Origin of the sequence: Anoxybacillus andreesenii, from assembly GCF_030813005.1 — a bacterium.
In the GTDB taxonomy this organism is placed as follows: domain Bacteria; phylum Bacillota; class Bacilli; order Bacillales; family Cytobacillaceae; genus Robertmurraya; species Robertmurraya andreesenii.
The window spans coordinates 144,190-161,751 of record NZ_JAUSTU010000003.1; the positions used below are offsets into that span (position 1 = coordinate 144,190).

Genomic DNA, 17,562 nt, shown 5'->3' on the forward strand with positions numbered 1-17,562 from the left:
TCCCATTTTATGAAAGAGGTTCAAAAAATAGGCTAAAAAATCCCGCTTCCAATGACAAAGCGGGATCTCGCGTTGATGAACCAATAAAAACCGTATCTATTAATCTCTTATTCCTCTATCTTAACACTTTCAATGGCAATATCCAGCTCTTTGACTTTGCGGTCAAATTTATTTCGAATTTGTCTAAAATAATTGCTATTTTTCAGTTTCAAACTTTCTCCATCTGTAAAGCAAAATTCGTATTCATTGTAGCCTTCGTTCACATAATCAATTCTGACAATTTTCTCAACATCTTCCCAATTATATGTATGTTCCTTGCCTGTTAAAATCGGTCTGTAGGAGATTGAATCATCTGCAAGAATCTTGTAAGACTGTGCACCAACATAAAAGGAGCTAAGACTCAATAAAAGGACCATACAGCTGATAACCAATGACTTTCTTTTAAGCCCCATCAAGAAAAGAACCATCGATGCGACAAATAAAAAGAAAAACCCGATGCCAAACGCAATGAAATTTTCTCCTGGCGCAAATACATTCCAAACCCCATTTTTATAATGAAAAATATTTGCCACTAACTGAGGCAGAAAAGCTAAAAAAAGTGGTGATAACAAGCCAATTAATACTCCGATTGCCAAAAAGATATGCCTGGACTCATGATTCTTATAACCCATACTCATTTCCTCCAAGTAAAATAGTCTTAAATTTCATACGATTCTGGATCAAATAAGTTTCAACAATTATTCATTAGTCAAAGGAGAATGGAATACTCGCCAGTGTTGAAAAATCACTTCATGTAATGGGCAACTAATTCATAGCATCTTTCCCTTGTAAGACTTGCTTGCGTAGCCACATATTCAAGAGATTCCGTCGAACCACCCTTATATTTTAGTGACGATTCTTTCGCCTCTTCATCTCGATGTTTGATCCAATTTCGTTGTTCTTCTCTTAAGTTATCCATTTTGTCTGGACTAAGCTGTTCCTTCAAGATTCCATAAATTTTGTTTAATTCATCATCCCATTTTTTAAATCTCTCGGCTTCTTGCTTCTCCATCTCTACCATGGTTGTTTTAGCCTCAGCGTTTCTATCTTCTTCTTCCATTTCATTAAGCTTCTGAAGGTATTCGTCCTTTTGGCTTATTGTCGCTGAATCACCATTGTTTGAATTTGAAGATGTTTGATTATTAGTTGATTCCTCCTGATCATTTGCTTCGGTGTCTTTAGGGCTGCTTTCCGATTGATTTTTTCCTAAGTCTTCATCCACCTTTGGATTGGCGGTCTCCTTGTTCGATTTAGCGCTTAACCCATCCGATGCGTGGTTACATGCAACCAACAATAATGCAGTGGTGAATATTACTGACAAGATTTTTCTATTCTTTCTCATCATACAGGCTCCTTAATAATTTAATCTATTATTTTCATAAAGAATATCGGTTGGCAATTGTTTTTTTGTCAAAATTCGTATCTTGAAAAATGGCAAGGATCACAAATTTGAAATGGGTGCTCCCAAGACAGAACACGACCACATCTTCTACACTTTTTCGTCATTTTCTTAACTTCGGTCTTTAAGGATTTGTGGACGGCATCACTTAATTCCTCCCGTACCCTTTCCCAATAAGTAGCCTCGATTCTCTTCTCTAAGCGGTATAAAAACAGTAAATGCAACCCAATGGCTTTATAGGATAATTCCTGTTCATCTAGATTTCTTTTCTTTATCACGGGCTCGGGAAGCTCCTCACCCCGCACGATCGCAAACATCGTCTCCCTCCATTGATAGACGAGCCCATCATCCTTTGTCGAGAACGGGAGGTGTAAAAATCCGTACAGGTCCATCATCGAGAGGCGTGCCTCAATCTCTGTTCCACGTATCAACTCATACAGCTCTCTCTCTTGCGCTAGTGCGGCTTTCTTCGTCCCTTTTGGGCTTTCGAACTTTTTCCATAGCTCAAAAAAGGTTCCAAGATCCCGATAATATTTTTGAAATCGCTCAAACACGGCATTCGTTGGGGCAATCGCAAATGTGTGAACAGGTACGTCCTCCTGTTGAAGAAGCTGCTTCATTATTTTAATATCATTGGTAAAAGCAACCTTTCCTACATCGTAAATCCCTTTTCGTCCAGCACGACCTGCAATTTGCTTCACTTCCTGGGAGGATAGCCGTCTTCTTCTTACCCCATCGAATTTCTCCGTTTCTAGAAAAACAATTCTTCGGATAGGCAAATTTAAGCCCATCCCAATCGCATCTGTCGCAACAATCACCTTCGTCTCCCCGTCGATAAACCGTTGCATTTCTTTTTTTCTCGTTTCAGGCGGCATACTTCCGTAGATCATGCTCACCGAAAAGCCATCGTTTTGCAAGCGAGAAGCAGTTTCCAACACTCTTCTTCGGGAAAAACAAACAAGAGCATCCCCCTTTTTTGTTTGTTGAAGGGTAAATAGCTTCCTCTCGACCTGCAATGGGATGTCACGGGTATACTCCTTTACCTCTATATGAGCATCACCTAAAAGCTCCACAATCATGGATTTAAGATTGCGGCTTCCAACAATATGTACCTCTCTGGCATTGGCCTTTGTGATCGCTTTATACCAGGAGAAGCCACGATCCCGATCGGCAATCATCTGTGCTTCATCGATGACGACCACATCAAAATAATCCTTTTCATGAAACATTTCGACGGTGCAGGAGAAGTGCTTTGCATCAGGGACAACCTTCTCTTCCTCACCAGTTTTCAGGGTACAAGGCACACCGTCCGCATTTAATTTATCGTAAACCTCAAGAGCTAGAAGTCGTAGCGGAGCCAAATATAACCCACTTTCCGACTTTTTTAATTGTTCTAAAGCATGATGGGTTTTGCCAGTATTCGTTTCACCAACATGAAGAATATAGCGAATGTCCCGCAGGTTTCCCGGCTGGTACTCTTGACCGAAGATATATTCGATTCTGCGCGCTTCTTCCTCCTTTTTTCTTTGGACCTCCGCTAACTCTGCTTCTTTCCGCTGCTCCCGCCTAGCTAAATCAGCGTTCAACATGTCTTGATGGACTTCAACATCAAATGGGACCTCCGCTAATTTAAGCAAGTCCTCAACATATTCCTCTTGAAAAAGCTCTACAAAGTCAAAAGCTATTTCATAGAGCTCGTCCTCAAGGAACTCTTCGATAAAGTCTATGTCCAGTTCCGTTCCTAGCAAGTTTTCAAATCCATGACCCATCTCTTCAACGACAAGTTCTTGTATCAACTGAGGGACTGTTGCTTTTACATTTTCCAGGATACAGGACTCAAATATAGAGCCATAATCCTCATAGTAATAAAGGATTCGGCCCTTATGTCGCGTCTTCTCAAGTCCCCCTGTTAATTCCTCGTAAAAGGACGTCAACGTTGTATAATCTTTCGCATGAAAATCCCCTGTTTTCTTGAGAGGAGTCTCCAGAGCGAACGGGTCAAGCTTTTCATATCTAGGTTCTTCTGCGAAGATTTCCACCAGCTTTTTGGCAACAAGATGGCGAATATGAATATAAAACAGCTCGTACTCATCGGTAAGAATTTCATCAAGGACAACCTCTAGCCTTTGGAGGATGCTTGTTCTTTTTTCCGCAAGGCGCTCCCTCTCCTGGGCTTCTAAAAATTGTTTCCGTGCATTTTGATAGAGCTCTTCCCATTCTTGTGACCGATTCGCTAGCCTTTCCTGCACCCATTCCAAAACATCAAAAGTTTGATAATCTCTTATTTCCTGGCGAAAGGAATGATTGATTAGCTTCCGGTCAACCCCTTCCACCTCATAGCCTTTAGATGACAGGAATTCCTTCTTCTCGCTGCGAGGAACTTTATTTGAAACAAGATTCAACCAAACATTGATCCAAATTTGCTCGAGATACATGGTTCGGTCTTGTAAATACTGGTCGAAGCTAGGGCATATTTCCTTGTCCCCTAAATAGCGATACAAATCCTCCCATACCTTCTCTTTTGTGTGTTCAATTGCCGCTGGATAGAGCATTTCTAAATGTGACACAAGCATTCTCCTTTAATGGATCTTTTTCTTATTCTTTCCTATTTGAAGAGGTTATTATGATTTTGATGTATGTGGGTTTCCGGTGCATCCTTTTGACGACATGTTCCCCCTTTTTGGGAGCAAACTTTTCGCCTTTGAACACCTATGACGATAGATTCAATCTGTTTACGACCTGAATTACTTTATTAATAGGCCCCATTCCCGAGAAACTCTAAAAAAATAGTCGCATGAATCCGACATGCGACCACTCCCATCAATTTATTACATACTGACTGGTTCGACAACCTTTTTCTTCCTTAGCCATGGCTGAGAAATCCAGCGTCTCATCGCAAACAGTCCGCGCACCCACTCATCAATCCCTTGAGCTAACCAAACCCCTAAGAGGCCTAAGCCTAATGAAATACCGAATAGATAGCTGAACAGTACGGCTACTCCCCACATGCAGATAATCCCAATCACGACAGGGAATCGCACATCGCCAACGGACTTTAATGAACCCATAAGGACAATGTTCATCGCGCGTCCGGGCTCGATAAACACTATCGCCCATAAGACAGGGAGAGCGATCGCGATGATTTTTGGATCGTCCGTAAAAATCCTTAGGACTGGCTCCCCGATTAATGCAAAAGCGAGAGAAACAACGCCTGATACGACCATCGATATCTTCAGCGTCTTAAGACCTCGTTTCAGCGCTCTTTCAAATTGTTTCGCACCAATATAGCGGGCAACTAGAAGCTGTGTACCTTGAGCAATTGCCATCGTAAATAGGAAACAAACCATAGAGATATTAAGAATATAGACCCGAGCTGCTAACGCTTCATTTCCGATGATAGCAACAAAGCTTGTGATCATGACCTGTGATAATTGGTAGGAAAGATTTTCCCCTGCGGATGGAACCCCAATAGATAAGAGGCCCTTTACATCTGCTTTATCAATGACGAAGATGTCTTTAATATGAAACTTTAAGGCAAGTCTTTTATAAACAAAGTAGAAAAGGGCGACAATGATGAAGACACGGGCGACGATAATCGCATAAGAAACCCCTGTCACACCTGTAATCGGAAATCCAAATAATCCTTTGATGGCAATCAAGTAACCGATGACACCGATGACATTCATAATCACTGTTACAACCATCGTTTCCTTTGTATGCCCATAGCTTCGCAGCACGGCACTTAAAGCCAAAGAAATGGCTTCAAGGAAAAGCGAAAGACCCGTAATCGTCAGAAAAGTATGCGCATAGACATATACTTCACCACTAAGTCCATAAACCTTTAAAAACACGCCGCCAAACGCAAATACAACGAGGGACATGGCAATTCCTACCCAAAAGTTAACTCCGAAAGCAGATTTGGCAAGTCGCCGTGCCTTTGATAATTGATTAGCACCTAAGTTTTGACCGATTAAAATAGTCGCCCCGATGGCAGTCACGTTAAAAACCAAGATAAATATATTAATAATTTGATTGGCAACCCCAACACCAGCCACAGCATTATCGGAATATCCGCTCAAAATTAACGTCGCAAAAATCCCCATACTCATATGGAGGGTGATTTCTATAAAAAGAGGCCAGGTAATACTAAACAAAGATTGATCTTGGAAGCTGTTTACTTTTGCTGTCAACGTCTTTCTCCTTCTACATAAAAATAATTTAAACCCTATTTTACCTCTTTTTATCCAAATTGGATATCGTTTTTTTCGAATGTCGAAATATTTTTAATAGCTAAATTTAAGAAGGAGGATCTATCGCACTCCTCCGATCAATTACCTATAAACAAAGAACAACCTTTCTTCGACAACCTTCCCTTTCGTAAGCGCTTCCCACACTTCCTTGTAAAAATGGATTTGACTTCGGTAAAATTCCTCCAGCTTGTCGAAATCCTCCGCGTTCGCCGGACGGTCTGTCTTATAATCAACTATCACCCAACCCGCTTCCGTCTGATAGACCAAATCAATGATCCCTTTTACAAGCACGGTCTCTGATTCAACCTGTCCGAGTAAACCATAAAGGGGGTCATCTTTCGTAATTCTAAGGGAAAACGGAACCTCGGTGAATACCTGATCAGACTTCATCACCGCATCCCATATGTCCGTTTGCTGGAGCCTGCGAATGATTTCAATGACTTCTTCTTCCTTTTCTGAGGAATAATCATGCTTGGCTAAGGTTGCTTGAATAAAATGAGTCACGTCATGTCCTTTGACCACTTTTTCAAGAATCTCATGAACGACCGTTCCCCAGGTCAAGCCACCACCCTCATCTCGCTCGATCGTTATGATAGATGAGTAGTCCTTGTCCTTCGTTGGACTCCAGTAGTCGAATGATTTCTTCTGTGCCGCATCAAGCCATGTGAGGGCATTTTCAGTTTTCCCACGATAATCATCAAGGGTAATAAGAACAGGTTCTGTAACACTTGCCTGCTCTACCTCCACCGTTTCCAATTCCTCGATCTCGCCTATTTCAAAAAGGATACTCCAAGGGTTTTTATTATTGTTCTTTGCGCTTGAGCTTAGGATCAATGCTTTTTCAGCACGTGTAGCTGCAACATAGATAATCCTAATTTCCTCCTCTGACAAATAGCGAAGCTCCTCCGCCTTGACCTCGGACCAGCCAGTCGGTATCGCTACCTCCTTATCCTGAAAACCATTCCGCACCGTATAGGCAAAGTACCCCTTCGATTCACTGTCTTCCCTTTTTATATGCTTGTTTAAGAAGGCCTCTGGCTGCACAAGCTTAGCCGGGTGAGCAAGGAAAACTACGGGAGCCTCTAGTCCCTTTGCTTTATGGACATTCATGACCCGAACCGCATCGGCGTCCTCTTCAATATTGAGGACAACGGTTTTCTCATACACCATTTCGGTTAATAAATCATACACCTCTTTAAAGGTGCTGTTCCCTCTCGCTTCTTGCTCTCGTAAAGAAGAGATCATCTGTAGCAAACTCTTAAAAGTGCGCTTACCTCTTTGATTTTTTAATAATAATGGGTAAAAGCCGACATCCTCCATGATTTTTTCAATCGCTACCGTTGGTGTAAGGTCCCGAATCCACCTATGATAGGCTCGCATTTTGGCAAGCGACTGCTCCCATTTTCCCTTCACTTCAGCTGGGAGGGATTGTGGAATCTCAGCATACATCGAAAAGTAGCCATTTTCCTTTTTCCATTGGTACAATTCATTGTCACTGATTCCGAAGAACACCCCGCGTAAAGCAGCAACAAAGGCAACCTTGTCTGTCGGATCGATGAAAGCCTTGAGAAGAATGCTCAGCTCCTGAAATTCTTGCATTTTTCCGATCACAATCTCCCCACTAATGCTTACAGGAATCCCTAATGCCTCAATCGCTTCCGCATACGTTGCAATCCCATCATTGTATCTCGTTAAGACCATGAAGTCCTTTGCTTTAGAGCCGCGGTTGATTTGCTCCTTTATGCAGCCTGCGATATTGTTCGCATCCTCTAAGATAATCTCTTCTTTTTTGGAAAAATCCGCAGGGACAACCAATTGTTTCACACCTGTTAAGCCCTCACCATGATCCTCATGATAGGAATGTAGAGGACGATAGGCTGCTTGATAAACCGTTTCCTCTTCAGGAAGATAACGACTGAACACTGTATTCAGCTGCTTCGTGATCGAATCAAGTGTGCGGAAGTTCATCGTCAATTGAAGAACTTCTCCACCATGCGCTTCGATTAATTCCTTTACCCTGTTATAGGTGTCAATATCAGCACGACGAAAACGATAAATGGCCTGCTTCGGATCGCCAACGACAAAAAGGGATCCTGCTCTTGGACGACAGCTTGTCCACACCGTTTCGCTCGTGTTTTCCCCTGTAAGATAGAACATAATTTCCGCTTGAATTGGATCGGTATCCTGAAATTCGTCAACTAAGAGGAATCGATACCGCTCCTGAAAATATTCCCTTACCTCTTGGTTATATTTCAATAATGAAGCGGCCCCAATTAATAAATCCTGAAAGTTTAAAAGGGATCGCTCTTTTTTCAAGCGCATATACTCTTCGATCGCCCCTAAAAGAAAACGAGTCACATATGGATGACAATATTCCTTCCATGCCTCCATCAATGGCTTGACATTCATTTCGAAGCTTGTTGAGATTTTCTCCTCATAATACTTCGCATCCTCTTTCGATTCCCAGCGATTTAGTGTAGGCTTGAGCTTTTTATCAAAGAGGGCAAACACAGAAATAAGATCCTTTTCCTTTTTTGGATTGATGAATCTTGCCTTCTGAATCGCCGTCACAACAGCCTTTTGCAAGCTATCATAGCCCTTATCAGGCTCCGAATCAGGGATTACCCTTTTTGCCTCCTGAACAAGGATCATGAAGGAATGAAAGGCTGCTTTCAAATCAGGCTTTTCAATCTCCTCTGTCACCCATTCGACATCAGGATACTCCTTCATTTCCCGCAGAATTTGAAAAAGATCATCCACAGGAATCCCGAGATCGTCCATGGATTCAAGCTCATGGGGCTGATTTTCCTGCAAGTTCTGCAAATAGTAACTCCAAGCTTCCTCAAGTAAATCCAAATCAGCGGATTCCTCAAGCTCTTTAAAGTCCAAATCAAGATTCGCTTCAATTGGCCGTTCCCTAAGAAGCCGTGCACAAAAGGAATGAACGGTACCCAAATAACAGCGCTCTATATTTTGCAAAGCCTCTGATAGTCTTGCTCTAATTTCCTCATCAGCTTCATTCTTCCAGGTTGTCTCGAGTACAGATTGAAAGCGGACCTTTAGCTCATCGGCTGCTTTCCTTGTAAAGGTGATTGCGACGATATGTTCAATCTTACTTGTCCCTGTATATATGAGGTTGACCATCCGATCGACCAAGCTAGTTGTCTTCCCGGAGCCTGCCCCCGCTTCCACAAGGAAATTCGTTTGCAAATCATGCTTGATTTTGTCACGTGCTGTCTGGTCCACAATCACCTTAGTCATAGGCCCTAACCCCCTTAAATCGTCCAAGCTCTTCTCTCTTTTTGTCCGTTTGCTTCATTTCCAAAATATCCTTGTCATAAAAGGCCCGTCTACAGACCGTTTTAAAATCGCAAAACTTACAGTCATTTTCATCATCAGTCATCGTGAACGTCCCCGATTTAAGAACATCGATTAATCGTTCCAGGATATCGGCGCCATTCGTCCGTACTATTTTGTCCTGCTTGCGGACAACCCTTTTTGCGAGTCCCTTCACCGTTGGAAAATAATAAGCACTCTCCTGAACAGTGCCTGCTTCAAGACCGAGATGCTGCTCGATAGCTAGAGCATACAGCATATGCTGGAGCTGACGGCCCCCTTTAAAAACCTTTTGATTCTCATAGCCATAGGTGCTTCCTGTTTTATAGTCGAGAATATGGAGATGACCGGTGCTAGACTTATCAACCCGGTCAATTTTCCCGGCCACCTGAATCGTAGCTCCAGAGGGAAGGGTGACAACAGCTGGCTTATGCTCCCCAAGTCCAAAGGTATACTCGAAATATAATGGCTCGTACGATTCAGAATGCTGCTCTTCTTCTTTTAAGAAAATATGACAACATTCCAGGATATCCTTAACCTCCTTATCAAAAATCCGCTCACTTGGAGGAGGAATTAGTTCTCTTTGCTTTTGAATCAGCTCATTCGCCATCCTGTAGATTTTTTCCTCATGCTGCTCAAGAGACGGCTTTTCTCCTTGAATTTCCTTATAAAAATTCTCAAAAATACTATGCAACAAGCTTCCCCTTGTCGCTGCATCCAACCATTTATAAGAGTCATACTCGACTGATTCAATTGGACGGACCCTGAGAACATCCTGAAGGAAATACGAATAAGGACATTTGGCGATCATCTCAAGCTTCGCGGCAGAGACAAGGGCATCCTTATTCACCCGAGGGTCCAATTCCCCTTCCTCCATCTCTACCAGACCGTCAAATTCGGTGAAATCCGCTCCTGCTCGATAGGCTTCAGCCTCTAACCCAACCTTCAAATTAGGAAGGGCTTTTAGCAATGAGCCATCGATGACACTAAAAGCTTCAACGAAAAGCTTTTGGTTCCAATAATCCTTCGTTTCTAGAATTTCATCTCGAGTTAAAGCCGATGGAAGGGTACGTAACGTCTTGAAATCTGCTTCCTTATTCCCTGTTGCATATCGGTAGCATTGCAGAAATAAATGGGCAGGGCTCACCGCACGATTATCGAGAATGTCAAAGCTACAGTAGCTAACCGTCACAGAACCTCTTGTATGTGCTAAAACCTGCAGCATTAAATAAAGAATTTCTCGTCCAGAATTTTGTAAAATCGGGATTTTCCTGCCCAGTTCTCTTCTTTCTGTATCTAATAATAGTGGATCCTCACTCGCTCTTCCTGGGAAGCTACGGTTATCCAGACCGACGACAAACACATTCGGACGAGCGTGATAAACCCCCGATTTGTAGGACGCTACATGGAGGTGACCCGGCATGGGCTTTGACTGGAGAATCCGAATGGAAAGAAGCAGATCCTTAATCTTCTCAAACACTTCAAAACGTGAACTCGTCTCATTGGCAAAAGGAATGATCTTCTCCATCGTTTCCAAAAGGGCTGTTTTTCCAATTTCATGAAGACTACCATTTGTTGAGCCATAGTTTTTTAACAGAGTATGAATTCCCTCTAAGGTCTCTTGATAATTCAACGTACTCTCATCGTTTGGCAAGCGTTTGAAGACGCCAGCAAACCATTTTGACAACCAGTTCAGATCATGGAGCTGTTTGTTCAAGTAATCCTTTCGTTCGCCATTCTCCAAGGTATCGATCATTGCTTGTAGGTTCACAATCTCTTCCTTTATGATCGTGAGGTAGCGTTCCTTGCCCCAGCCAATCTGCAAATCTCGTAAATATCCTGCTATTTTTGCCCGACTAGGTGCCTCTTCCCCGAGCTCAAGTAAGCCTTCTTGTAATAAGTAGAGAAATGGCTGAACACTATAATTGGATTGAATCCAATTAAGGATTCCGCTTACGAGTCGGCCAGGACGACTAAAAGAAATCGGTAATCCTTCGCCAAAGGTTACTTGAATATTTACGCTCTGTGCCAGATGATAGATGAGGGTCACATATCGGTCTGGATTGGTGTAAAAGAGTACATAATCATCAAGCCTCGTTCCCGCTGATTTGATTCTCTCAAACACTTCCTTCAATTCAAGCTCTTCCGTTTTTGCCGAAAAGAAGGAAAGATTCGGTTCTTCATTTGCATGCTCCAAATCATAAATATAGCTTAGAGGTGAAGCGTCACCCCAAGAAATTGCGGATAGGCTTGTCCGCTCTGGAATTTGAATGCCCCGAACCTGATCCACGGGCAGCTTATGGCTATTTTCCGGCAATATCAATCTTAAGAACTCTTCCTCCAAATAACTCAATCTCAAATCGGATTGAAGGAAAAAGATCTGATGTTCAGAAGCTTTAGCATGTTGGATGGCGGTCCGAAGCATCCCTGCTTCATCCGTTAACTCTTTTGATTCCAGCATGGCTTCGTATTTTTCAAGAATGATAGAGATATCTTTTGCTTTTTCTTTACTTAAGAAGGCCTTCAAAGGGAAATCGTCCTTTGTGTAGCCTGCCATACGAAGCTCTTGAATCGCCCGATAGATGGATTTGCTGAAGGACGGCGTAATTTCCATTCCTGAAAAATAGTGAAGGCTCCCTGTCTCCTTTATTTCTACTAGAAGGGAATAGATCATTTGTTCAGCGACAATGGAATCTAGAACACTTGTTGGTCCCCCTGTAAGAGCAACCACTTCAGCAGCTAAATCATAAACCGTTTTATATTTAAGATTGATGGAGGAATAACCCATTAAGTTATAGGCTTGATTGATTTGTTCTCCAATGGAGTACGAGTCAACCACCACAATTTTCTCTTGAATGGGGTATTTCACACACCAATTGTGCAAGGCTTCTAGTAATGACTTCATCCTTAACCTCCTCATAATTCCTACTTTCATTATCCCACGAATCTGTGATGTTTCAAACAACAAAACCGAACGAATGTTTCCATTTTACTTTTTCGTGCCTGAACGCGATATTTCCTTCTTTTTTTCGACGATTAGGAGAGAAAAATAACTTTCTTTGCCGAATGAATACTTGTTTTGTCACACGGGTAGGAGTTTCCCGTTTCGTCACGAATTGAATCATTAAAGGAGTGAGAGCATTGAATACAGGCGCAGTTTCAAAGCTATTAGGGGTATCTTCTAGTACGATTCAAAGATGGGTCAAGCACTTGGGATTAGAAATGGAGCGCAATGAATTTGGCCATTTCATCTATACGGAAGAGGATATTTCCATGCTGAAGGAATTTAAGGAGCAAATTCAAAAAGGGGTGCCAGTGCAAGAGATTCAAATCAAGCGACAAACCCGAAGAGGAAGCGTCAAAGTTCAAGAAAGACCGATCGGCCATCTGCAGCTATTAGAGAGAATAAAAAGAATGGAAAGAGCTCTTGATGACAAAGCGGATTCTGTTGTTACCTATCAGCTTCTTCAGCATAGACGGGAAATTGAAGAGCTAAGAAACCAAATTCAGCAGCTTCAGCAGCTCATAGATAAAAACCTCTCCATTCACGAAGAACCACCAAGTACTCCGACCCACCTCAAACCGAGCGAACCAATCAAGCACAAGAAAAAAATGAGAATTCGCAGTCTGTTTGGCTTTTAATTGACCTCATTTAGCTTTAGATTAAAAAACAACTATAAATGAGGTCTCTTGTTCAATTTTTGTTTCATCATCACCTCGTGAGATTTATCAATAATGTCACTTAATACATCGCCTTTATGCACTTTTCCGATCTTCGTGTTTTCCTGATAAAATTCCACAATTTCATTCAGCTTCTTGATGGTCTCTACAGATACTCTTACATTCAACTGACTTTTATCCTGATTTGCCAATGAAAACAACTCCTTGTACATTTGCTATCAAGCGCTAGCATAATGCTATCACCCTGCTAGTAATTTGCTATCACATTGCTAGCAGATGCTAGCACAAATTTATCATAGCATAAAACCCATATTAGTGAACAAACAAAAAAGCACTCTAAAAACCGAGTGCCGTCTGTATTCCTATTGATATTTCTTCACGATTTCTTGAAGTTTCAAAGCTAATCCGAGATTCCCGTCTACTCTTAACCCGCCTGTCATAAATGCCATAGTCGTATTTAGGTCATCCTTTAATAGCTTTGAAAAATTCTTATCCGAAGTCTTTAAGGTCACCTGTGGCTCATGCGGAGTTCCATCCGCAACAGAAATCTGTCCTGCTGCAAGAACAATTTGTAAGATCCCGCTTTCCTCTAGGTTAATTTGAAAAACTCGATCCTTTTCATCCTTAATATGCTCTGGATTCGCATTGATTTTGCTAATGAGTTCATCTAGCTCTGCTCTTACACCCATCTCTCTTCCCCCTGTATCTATGTAGTCATACCCTTGTTTATTATTTCATATTTTTCCTAATATTTCAATAACACTCTACAAGGAGGGCTAGGAGGGTTGAGCATTGCGGCCAAAAACAATGTACCTTTGTCCTAAATAATTGAAGACCGTATATAGAACTGCACCCATTAAAACGGAAAAATCTTTTTTAGAAAGAAGTTCTAGGGATGGAATGGACCGAGCAAGCATAGGACTAAGTGAGTAGGCTATAAAATAGCAAAGCAAGATGACCGCAATGAAGCGAATCCCTCCAGCCATATAAGAGACATCACTCCTGAAGGTAAAGGCGCGATTTAAGATAAAGCTGCAGATGGCACCTACACAATTACCAATGAATGTTGACATCCAATAGCCTTGCCCCAGCCCATGCAAGACAATAAACGTAACCGAAAGCCCAATCATGGTGTTCAGGACCCCGACGAGAAGGAAGCGCATAAACGAATTAGTTTGACTTGAGAATTTTTCGGTAATCCTTCGCATAGCCTTCACTATCACTCTCTTTTATTGGCAAGGTCAATGGGGAATGATAAGCATCGAACTCAACAATATATTTCGGGCGCCTTTTCACTTCCTTATAGATCTTCCCGATGTACTCACCAACGAGCCCCACGGCAATCAGCTGAAGTCCGCCAATCAACCAAATCGAAGTAATAATCGACGTCCAGCCAAGCTCGGTATTGCCGAAAAATTTTAATAAGAAGAAATAAAGTGCAAATAACAGACTTGTAAAAAAAGAAAAACACCCGATAAACAACACAAACCGAATCGGCTTTATCGAAAAGGAAGTAATCCCATCAAAAGCAAAGGAAAGCATTTTTCTAATGGGATATTTCGTTACACCAGCCAGCCTTTCCTTCCGATCGTAATACACGCTGGTCGATTTAAATCCAATTAATGGAACAATTCCTCGCAAAAATAGGTTCATTTCCTCAAATCGTTCGAGCTCCATGACTGCCCTTCTGCTCATTAAACGGAAATCAGCATGGTTATAGACAAGCTCCACTCCCATAGATTTCATCATTTTATAGAATCCTTGAGCCGTTGTCCTCTTAAAAAAGGTATCGGAGCTTCTACTCTTTCTCACCCCGTACACAATTTCATAGCCTTCGTTATACCTCTCGAGAAAATCCTTTATCACATTGATGTCGTCCTGCAAGTCCGCATCGATCGTCACGATACAATCCGATTTCACCTTCACTGTGAAGAGACCTGCAAGCAGTGCATTTTGATGGCCAACATTACGGGAAAGCTTTAGTCCCTTAATATATTCATTTTTTAGCATTTCCTTATAAATATAGTTCCAGGTTCGATCCTTGCTTCCGTCATCAACAAAGAGAATTCTGCTATCAGCTGCGACGATTTCTTCTTTGACCATCTCATCCATTAAACTCTTCAATTCTGAAAAAGTATATGGCAGGATATCCTCTTCGTTATAGCAAGGGACGACGATTGTGAGTACTGGCTTCTTCATGTTTCCCTCCTAGATGCTCAAAGTGCTTCATATAAATAGATGTTCCAGGCTGCGTTCTTGTTCGTAAAAATCTTGTTCAACCGAAGCTTGTTTTCCTCCGCATTATCAATTGGAATACTTGAAAAAATGTACTTCCCGCCCATTTCCTTAAAGGGCTCCGTATTTAATTCGAGGTTTTTCAAGCGCTTTTTAGATGTCTTTTTAAACATATAGTGCTTGCCTAATTCAGCCGTAAATAAATAGCAACGCCCGCCCCATTCATCAAAATACGTCCTGATCGTTTTATTTTTTTCAAGCTCTATTTCGATGATGGTACGAAATTGGTGTTTATACCTAAGGGGGTAAAAATTATTATACGTATCAAGGGTGTAAAAGCCATTGTATTGTGCGATGGCGGGATGAATCCCAATACTAGCCACTCGATACTCGTCTAACGGCTCATCGATGTAGTTCTTAATATCAGTGAACAGTTCCTCTGCAAAAAACTGCTTGACCGTCGGCTTGTTTTTATGAATGATCTCATCATTAAACAAAAATAGTACAAGGAGCTGAGCTGCAATTAACAGGTGTACAGCAGGCTTAAGACTCCAATCGTACTGGGCGATAATTTTTAATCCAAGGGCAAAGCCTAAGTAAATCACTAATGGCCGAAGAAAGTGAAAGCGGGCAAAATTAAAGGTGTCTAGAAAATGAAATCGCTCTGTTAAAGGAAGCCACCCTTTATAAAACCAAAAGGCATACCAGGTTGATAATGAGAAATTGATAACGAGTAAAATCCAAAATGCCCTTTCCTCCTTCCATAGACTTTTTCTAGCAATTACATAAAGAGCTAAGAAAAGGACGGGAAGTATGATCAACCCATGAACCGTCATCACATGAGTATGTCCTAGTATAAAATTCTTGAAGGTGAGCCGAACGGCCCTCCATAATGGTAATCGAGCGTGGAAATATTCATCACGGCTATTTGGTTCGGTCGAGAATAAAAATGAACCGACAAGTCGATATTCAACCAAAAGAAAAACGGTGGTCATAAAGGCGATGGCGAACAAGAACCTGAGGTTAAGTCCTTTCCCTTGAATCACATCAATCAACCACCATAGACCCATCGCAACTAAAAAAAAGAAAAATCCCAATACAAAGCTTGAATATAGTGGCAACAGGGTTAAGGCAGCGTAATTTTTCCAGGACTTCTCCCCTTTACGTATATTTAAGAATGCCCATAGGGCTAGTGGCATTCCCAGTGTACTTAGCATCCCGGAGGGCCAAAAGGGAGTTAAGGAGAAGGCTAACGCTACCCCAACATTTATAAAGGTCCATTTCTGCTCTCGAAGGAAATGCTTTTTCAATAGGTGATACATCCCGAAAAAAGCTACAAACCTCGTAATCGCCTGACTTAACGTATAAGCAACCATGGTCGGAAAAAGATGATAAAGCCAAACAATGCCACTAAACTCCGTCCCAAATGCATTGCGTGGTAAGCCATTAATGATTTGCGGGATGGTTGCATCAAGTGAGCCAAACATTTCCCCGCTTTTTGATAAAACCTTATACCAAGCAAGATTGGAATCCAAGTTGTCATGAACGCGAATATGGGCATTCTCCCCCAGGATGATTAATGGGGATAGATATATCATGATCACTACAAGCGCCAACCCTATTTGTTTTTTTTCTGAAAAACCTCTAACCATTTATACCCCAACCTACTTCTCCTTAGTAACGTTATCATGTCTGATTTACTTGAATATTATTCCAAAATAAAAGACACCTTCCCAAATTAGGAAGATGTCTGTAGACTATCTTAGTATTGTGCAAATACAGCGGTACCGACCAAAACCTCTCTGCCATCTTGGTTAAGGGCAGCCACATTGAATTTCAACTTCTTGTCATTTTTCTCCACAAGCTCCGCTCTTAACGTAATTACATCGTTTAGAAAAACCATGCCTTTAAAGCGGATGGAATAATCCTGCAGAAATCCTTCTTCATGATAGGGCGTAAATAGCTTCGCCAAGTTCCCCATTGTCCACATTCCGTGAGCAATGATTCCTGGAAGTCCAGCCTTCTTTGCCTCATCATCAATCGTGTGAATGGGATTGTAGTCCCCGGATGCACCAGCATATTTGATTAAATCTAGTCTTGATACAGGAGAAAGTACGATATCATTGAGTGTCTCTCCGGCCCTTAGTTCGGCTAATGAGCTCATTGCTTCATCCCCTTTCTAACTGCTTCCATTATGATGATGACTTGCTCAGAGCTGAAAATGAGATGCCCTTCCAAATCCTCCCCATATTGCTTAATTGAAAGAAATGCCATATTACCAGTGCTTCCCGTTTTTTCAAAATAGCTTTTCACTTCGGAGTAGCATTGAATTTCTTCCCCAACAATAAGCGGTCTTTCGTAATGATAATTTTGCTCCCCATGGATAAGTCCTTTCGCTGGAAGCTTTAGGCCTTCAATTACACCATAGTCAAATACCCGCGGAAAGGTAGGTGGTGCAATATTGTTTTGATAACGCGACTTCTTTCCGTATTCCTCGTCGACGAAAATCGGATGAAGATCACCGATCGCCTCAGCAAACTTTTTGACTGCCCCACGCTCGACGGTATTGCGAACCTTATTCGACCTCTTTCCAATAAATTCAGTAAACATTCCCTTCACCTC

14 protein-coding genes are annotated in these 17,562 nt (G+C 41.8%); 1 reads left to right on the forward strand and 13 read right to left on the reverse strand.

All coding sequences use genetic code 11. The features are described from left to right. Nucleotides 1-107 precede the first annotated feature (107 nt). The 6 genes from J2S07_RS04390 to J2S07_RS04415 all read right to left on the reverse strand — a co-directional run bounded on the left by J2S07_RS04390 (nucleotide 108) and on the right by J2S07_RS04415 (nucleotide 11,929). Entirely contained in the window at nucleotides 108-671 is a 564-nt protein-coding gene (locus tag J2S07_RS04390) for a hypothetical protein (RefSeq protein WP_307149192.1), read from the reverse strand. 113 nt (nucleotides 672-784) lie between these two features. Next, nucleotides 785-1,381 carry a lysozyme inhibitor LprI family protein gene (locus tag J2S07_RS04395; protein ID WP_307149193.1) on the reverse strand — a complete coding sequence of 199 codons (597 nt, stop codon included), beginning with the start codon at nucleotides 1,379-1,381 and terminating at the stop codon, nucleotides 785-787. A 68-nt stretch (nucleotides 1,382-1,449) separates the two neighbouring features. Then, the gene (locus J2S07_RS04400; protein ID WP_307149194.1) at nucleotides 1,450-4,005 is read right to left on the reverse strand and encodes a DEAD/DEAH box helicase; all 2,556 of its coding nucleotides are present in this window, start codon (nucleotides 4,003-4,005) and stop codon (nucleotides 1,450-1,452) included. Between the two features lie 261 nt (nucleotides 4,006-4,266). Beyond that, nucleotides 4,267-5,628: an MATE family efflux transporter gene (locus J2S07_RS04405; RefSeq protein ID WP_307149195.1), complete on the reverse strand. Its 1,362-nt coding sequence runs from the start codon at nucleotides 5,626-5,628 to the stop codon at nucleotides 4,267-4,269. Nucleotides 5,629-5,769: 141 nt separating this feature from the next. Next, complete coding sequence (locus J2S07_RS04410; protein WP_307149196.1) at nucleotides 5,770-8,949, reverse strand: UvrD-helicase domain-containing protein; 3,180 nt, start codon at nucleotides 8,947-8,949, stop codon at nucleotides 5,770-5,772. Next, complete coding sequence (locus J2S07_RS04415) at nucleotides 8,942-11,929, reverse strand: PD-(D/E)XK nuclease family protein (protein ID WP_307149197.1); 2,988 nt, start codon at nucleotides 11,927-11,929, stop codon at nucleotides 8,942-8,944. The genes J2S07_RS04410 and J2S07_RS04415 overlap by 8 nt, the downstream gene beginning before the upstream one ends. 236 nt (nucleotides 11,930-12,165) lie before the next feature. Between J2S07_RS04415 and J2S07_RS04420 the strand changes: the two genes are divergently transcribed. Then, the gene (locus tag J2S07_RS04420; protein WP_307149198.1) at nucleotides 12,166-12,666 is read left to right on the forward strand and encodes a MerR family transcriptional regulator; all 501 of its coding nucleotides are present in this window, start codon (nucleotides 12,166-12,168) and stop codon (nucleotides 12,664-12,666) included. A 32-nt stretch (nucleotides 12,667-12,698) separates the two neighbouring features. On the opposite strand, the gene J2S07_RS04425 is transcribed toward J2S07_RS04420, so the two are convergent. The 7 genes from J2S07_RS04425 to J2S07_RS04455 all read right to left on the reverse strand — a co-directional run bounded on the left by J2S07_RS04425 (nucleotide 12,699) and on the right by J2S07_RS04455 (nucleotide 17,550). Beyond that, the gene (locus J2S07_RS04425; RefSeq protein ID WP_307149199.1) at nucleotides 12,699-12,896 is read right to left on the reverse strand and encodes a hypothetical protein; all 198 of its coding nucleotides are present in this window, start codon (nucleotides 12,894-12,896) and stop codon (nucleotides 12,699-12,701) included. A gap of 171 nt (nucleotides 12,897-13,067) precedes the next feature. Then, nucleotides 13,068-13,394: an SCP2 sterol-binding domain-containing protein gene (locus J2S07_RS04430; protein ID WP_307149200.1), complete on the reverse strand. Its 327-nt coding sequence runs from the start codon at nucleotides 13,392-13,394 to the stop codon at nucleotides 13,068-13,070. 87 nt (nucleotides 13,395-13,481) lie between these two features. Continuing rightward, the gene (locus tag J2S07_RS04435; RefSeq protein WP_307149325.1) at nucleotides 13,482-13,913 is read right to left on the reverse strand and encodes a GtrA family protein; all 432 of its coding nucleotides are present in this window, start codon (nucleotides 13,911-13,913) and stop codon (nucleotides 13,482-13,484) included. Continuing rightward, nucleotides 13,876-14,904 (reverse strand): glycosyltransferase family 2 protein, encoded by a 1,029-nt coding sequence (locus tag J2S07_RS04440; protein WP_307149201.1) that lies wholly within the window; start codon nucleotides 14,902-14,904, stop codon nucleotides 13,876-13,878. The genes J2S07_RS04435 and J2S07_RS04440 overlap by 38 nt, the downstream gene beginning before the upstream one ends. A 17-nt stretch (nucleotides 14,905-14,921) precedes the next feature. Continuing rightward, nucleotides 14,922-16,592 (reverse strand): DUF6044 family protein, encoded by a 1,671-nt coding sequence (locus J2S07_RS04445; RefSeq protein WP_307149202.1) that lies wholly within the window; start codon nucleotides 16,590-16,592, stop codon nucleotides 14,922-14,924. Nucleotides 16,593-16,702: 110 nt separating this feature from the next. After that, on the reverse strand, nucleotides 16,703-17,104 hold the full coding sequence (locus J2S07_RS04450) for a MaoC/PaaZ C-terminal domain-containing protein (RefSeq protein ID WP_307149203.1): 402 nt from the start codon (nucleotides 17,102-17,104) through the stop codon (nucleotides 16,703-16,705). Further along, nucleotides 17,101-17,550 (reverse strand): MaoC family dehydratase N-terminal domain-containing protein, encoded by a 450-nt coding sequence (locus J2S07_RS04455; RefSeq protein WP_307149204.1) that lies wholly within the window; start codon nucleotides 17,548-17,550, stop codon nucleotides 17,101-17,103. The genes J2S07_RS04450 and J2S07_RS04455 overlap by 4 nt, the downstream gene beginning before the upstream one ends. Between the last annotated feature and the right edge of the window lie 12 nt (nucleotides 17,551-17,562).